Below are 4,082 nucleotides of genomic sequence, written 5' to 3'. Positions count from 1 at the left end.
AGACGTGTGGCCAGGCGACCGAGGTGTCGACGTGTTTCGGCGCCTCACCGAGGTATTCGACGAGCTTTGTCAGTCTCTTCTTTCCCGACACACGGAGCCCCGGACCCGGTGTCCGGTTACCCAGTTGAGTCGGCGCGATACCAACCCTCATCAAGGCCTGAGCCAGCGGTGCGTGTGTCTCCTTCGCATGGGGGTCGAGGCCGAACACGAATCGTTCACCGCCTTCTTCGAGTCGGCCGGCGGCGACGGCCCACACTCGGAGTTGGCGAGAATTAGGAACCCACCCGACCGGCACCGCCTTCACTGCTCCCTTGGTCCATTGCACGGACAGCGGAAGGAGTGCGGGCGTCGACTGAGTTCGGACGAGTGGGCTGCCTTCTTCGCTACGCGTCACCTCGGCCCCGAGTCCGCACTGCGCGATCAACTCGGCAACGGCCTGCGCTCTCCAGTCCCGATCCACGACGATCGAGATCCGCGCGCGATCCTCCGAGGTCACGACCTGCCCCGGTCCGGCCAGCATTCCGGCAAGGTCCGTCACGGCAGGTGGAATCGACTCGGCAGAGAAAAAGGACAGTTGGCTCACAGAGTGAAACGTAAGCCACGAAGGTATCGACGGCATAGACGACCGGCCGTGGCCGAACAGCTGCGTGCATTCACCTCGGACAGGGAAAGTACTAACTCAGCCCGAAAAGATTTGTCCCCCACCGCACGGATGCGATGGGGGACAAATACTGTCCGAACTATTCGCTCAGCAAGTGAGCGGAAAAATCAGACCGCGCGAACGCCGGTAGCCTGGGGACCCTTGGTGCCCTGGCCGACCTCGAACTCCACACGCTGGTTCTCCTCGAGGGTACGGAAGCCGTTGCCCTGAATTTCGGAGTAGTGAACGAAGACGTCTGCGGAACCGTCTTCGGGAGCGATGAAGCCGAAGCCCTTTTCAGCGTTGAACCACTTCACAGTGCCCTGTGCCATGCTTTTCCTTCTCTTTCTAACACCGGATTCGGTGAACAGCCCTTACAGTCCACCGGGCCGGTTCCGACCGCTGTACGTCTTTATTTCCCCCTCAGGAAAGGCAGAGCACCGCGCCCGCAACAACGATCCTGCGAGCGTGCACTTTCTCAAGCCTACGAACACAGAAGCTGCGACCGATTGTCAGTCAACCATGTTCTCCGCGTGCACAACAGTCGAAAAGGGAACTAAAAACGTTAAAAGTTCGCTACGAGAAAAACAGCCCACGATCGTGGTTTCCCGCGCGCGCGCCGAGCACCCGGTTCCACCAAGACCGCCGACCGTTGCGTATCATCAAAACTGCAGGTAGCGACAGTTTCCGATTGCCGCCACACCCCAACGCCGAGCCCGGAGAGTCACGTGAACGCACCTTCCCCGACTCCCGCCCCGGGAGGGAAGCCTGGCGAGACCTACGGGCAGATGCTGCTCGATCGGGTCGTCGCCGGGGTCAGTGGAAGCGAAAAACCACTGATGTTCACCGCGCAGTTACCTGCTCGCGTAGCCGAGTTCACCGAATGGCCGGAGTGGGTGCACCCCAGCGTCGTACGTGCGCTCGCCGAGCACAGCGTGCGGTCCCCGTGGATCCACCAGAGTGAGGCCGCCGACCTCGCTTACGCGGGAAAACACGTGGTCGTGGCCACCGGTACGGCGTCGGGTAAGTCACTGGCGTACCAACTCCCGGTGCTGACGGCCATGGCGACCGATCCGCTCGCAACTGCCCTGTACCTCTCCCCCACCAAAGCGCTGGGCTCGGATCAACTGCGAGCAGTGCTGTCCCTCACCGACTTCGACGTTGAACTTCGCAGCACGAACGCCAGTGCGTACGACGGCGACACCTCGCAGGAACTCCGCACTTGGGCACGTGAGAACTCACGCTGGCTCTTCACCAACCCCGACATGATCCACATTTCTCTGCTCAGAACCCATCAGCGATGGGCACACTTCTTCCGCAACCTGAAATACGTGATCATCGACGAATGCCACTCCTACAGGGGAGTCTTCGGATCCAACGTCGCGCTCGTGATCCGGCGATTACGCAGAATTGCAGCCCGTTACGGCGCCGAACCCACCTTCATCCTGGCCAGCGCGACCACAGCAGATCCCGGCGCGGCGGCCTCGCGGCTCATAGGCGCACACTGCACCGAGGTCACGGAAGACGGATCGCCGCACGGCCCACGCACCGTCGCCCTGTGGGAACCACCGCTACTGGAGGCATTGACCGGCGAAAACGGTAGCCCGGTACGACGTCCCGCGGGCGCGGAAGCCGCGCGGATCATGGCCGACCTCATGATCGAAGGCGCCCGCACTCTCACCTTCGTCCGCTCCCGCCGCGGCGCCGAACTGACCGCGATGGCCACCAAACGTCTACTCGCCGAGGTGGACCCGGACCTCGCCGAGCGAGTCGCGTCGTATCGCGCCGGATATCTGGCCGAGGACCGACGCGAACTGGAAGCTGCACTCGCCGACGGCACACTGCTGGGCGCAGCCACCACCAACGCACTGGAGCTCGGCGTCGACATCGCAGGCCTCGACGCCGTTGTCGTGGCAGGCTTCCCGGGCACCGTCGCCTCGTTCTGGCAGCAAGCGGGTCGCTCCGGGCGACGCGGTGAGGGTTCACTCGTCGTGTTGATCGCCCGCGACGATCCACTCGACACCTACCTCGTTCACCATCCGTCAGCGGTACTCGACAAACCCGTCGAGGCGACGGTGACAGATCCCGGAAATCCGTACGTCCTGGGACCACAACTTCTCTGCGCTGCAATGGAACTCCCACTTTCCGATGCCGAGGTGGACGCGTTCGGGGCTCTCGAGGTTCTGACGAGACTGTCCGAGGAAGGCAAGATCCGGCGCCGAAAGCACGGATGGTTCGTCACCGCCGATTCGAACCCCCACGGCTCTTTGGACATTCGCGGCGGCATCGGAACTCAGGTGGCCATTGTCGACGGTGAATCTGGCCGGATGCTGGGCACTGTCGACGCGGGCCGCGCTCCGGCCACAGTTCATCCCGGCGCCGTGCACATCCATCAAGGCGAGACCTACGTCGTCGACGAACTGGACCTCGACGTCGGACTCGCACTGGTGCACCCCGAGAATCCGGACTGGACCACCTCGGCTCGCGAGACCACCGAAATCACGATCACCGAACAACTCGAGCACAAGAACTACGGCGACATCGCCGTCGCTCTCGTCCAGGTCGAGGTGACACATCAAGTCGTCGGGTACCTACGACGGTTGACTTCGGGTGAAGTCCTCGACTCGATCGAACTCGACATGCCCGCACACACTTTGCCCACCAGGGCAGTGATGTACACGGTCACGCCGGAACTCCTCGAATCAATCGGGGTCCCGCCCGAACGGTTCCCCGGATCACTGCATGCCGCCGAACATGCCGCAATCGGCCTGCTGCCACTGGTGGCGATCTGCGACCGCGGAGACATCGGCGGAGTGTCCACCGCGATGCACGCGGACACCGGACTCCCGACCGTCTTCGTCTACGACGGTCATGCCGGCGGCGCCGGGTTCGCCGACCGAGGGCACAGCGAACTGTCCCGATGGCTCACCGCGACGCGCGACGCCATACTGTCCTGCGAGTGCGCTCACGGTTGCCCGTCCTGCGTCTATTCACCCAAGTGCGGCAACGGAAACGACCCACTCGACAAAGACGGCGCGGTCAAGGTTCTGACCGCCGTGATCGACACGATCAGCTGACCGGACCCGCACGCGCGTAAGCCTGCGCATCTCCGATCCCGAAGCCCGACAACAACACCGGTGCGCGTATCTCGACGACTACATCCCACCCCTGCACCTCGCACTCCGCGAGCACCGTACGCATCCGCTCCGCGATCACCGCCGACATCTCACACGCCGACTCGTCGCCGCCGTCCAAGGCGCCCGCACCGCCGAGAGCCGAAAGATCAGCGGCCGACTGAGCCGTGTGCCGAGCCACCACTGCGGAACCGACATGCAGCATCCCGCCGGTCACCATCACGATCGCCGCCAGAACGCAGCACGCCAGAACCGTGGCAACACCTTCGTCGTCACGTAGGTTCACCCCTCCTCCACTCCCGACTCCA

The 4,082-nt window shown here is 63.4% G+C and carries 4 protein-coding genes; 1 reads left to right on the top strand and 3 read right to left on the bottom strand.

The window, feature by feature from the left end:
* Together A2J01_RS04180 and cspE are read right to left on the bottom strand one after the other, a co-directional pair.
* On the bottom strand, positions 1–583 hold a 583-nt coding region (locus A2J01_RS04180), incomplete at its 3' end, for a hypothetical protein (protein ID WP_003946106.1).
* 185 nt (positions 584–768) lie between these two features.
* Positions 769–972 (bottom strand): transcription antiterminator/RNA stability regulator CspE, encoded by a 204-nt coding sequence (gene cspE / locus A2J01_RS04175; RefSeq protein WP_003946117.1) that lies wholly within the window; start codon positions 970–972, stop codon positions 769–771.
* A gap of 456 nt (positions 973–1,428) precedes the next feature.
* Between cspE and A2J01_RS04170 the strand changes: the two genes are divergently transcribed.
* On the top strand, positions 1,429–3,717 hold the full coding sequence (locus A2J01_RS04170; RefSeq protein WP_064112054.1) for a DEAD/DEAH box helicase: 2,289 nt from the start codon (positions 1,429–1,431) through the stop codon (positions 3,715–3,717).
* Here the strand turns inward: A2J01_RS04170 and A2J01_RS04165 are convergent.
* A partial coding sequence (locus A2J01_RS04165) for an Rv3654c family TadE-like protein (protein WP_442971552.1) occupies positions 3,710–4,082 on the bottom strand: 373 nt, incomplete at its 5' end. The two genes, A2J01_RS04170 and A2J01_RS04165, sit on opposite strands and share 8 nt — an antisense overlap.

The sequence above is a fragment of the Rhodococcus sp. EPR-134 genome (assembly GCF_001647205.1).
In the GTDB taxonomy this organism is placed as follows: Bacteria; Actinomycetota; Actinomycetes; order Mycobacteriales; family Mycobacteriaceae; genus Rhodococcus_F; species Rhodococcus_F qingshengii.
This window is presented reverse-complemented; position numbering and strand designations above follow the sequence as displayed.

Excerpts from the sequence above, each read along its gene's own strand:
- A2J01_RS04170 (WP_064112054.1), top strand. The coding sequence starts at position 1,429 with ATGCTGCTCGATCGGGTCGTCGCCGGGGTCAGTGGAAGCGAAAAACCA.
- cspE (WP_003946117.1), bottom strand. The coding sequence starts at position 972 with ATGGCACAGGGCACTGTGAAGTGGTTCAACGCTGAAAAGGGCTTCGGC.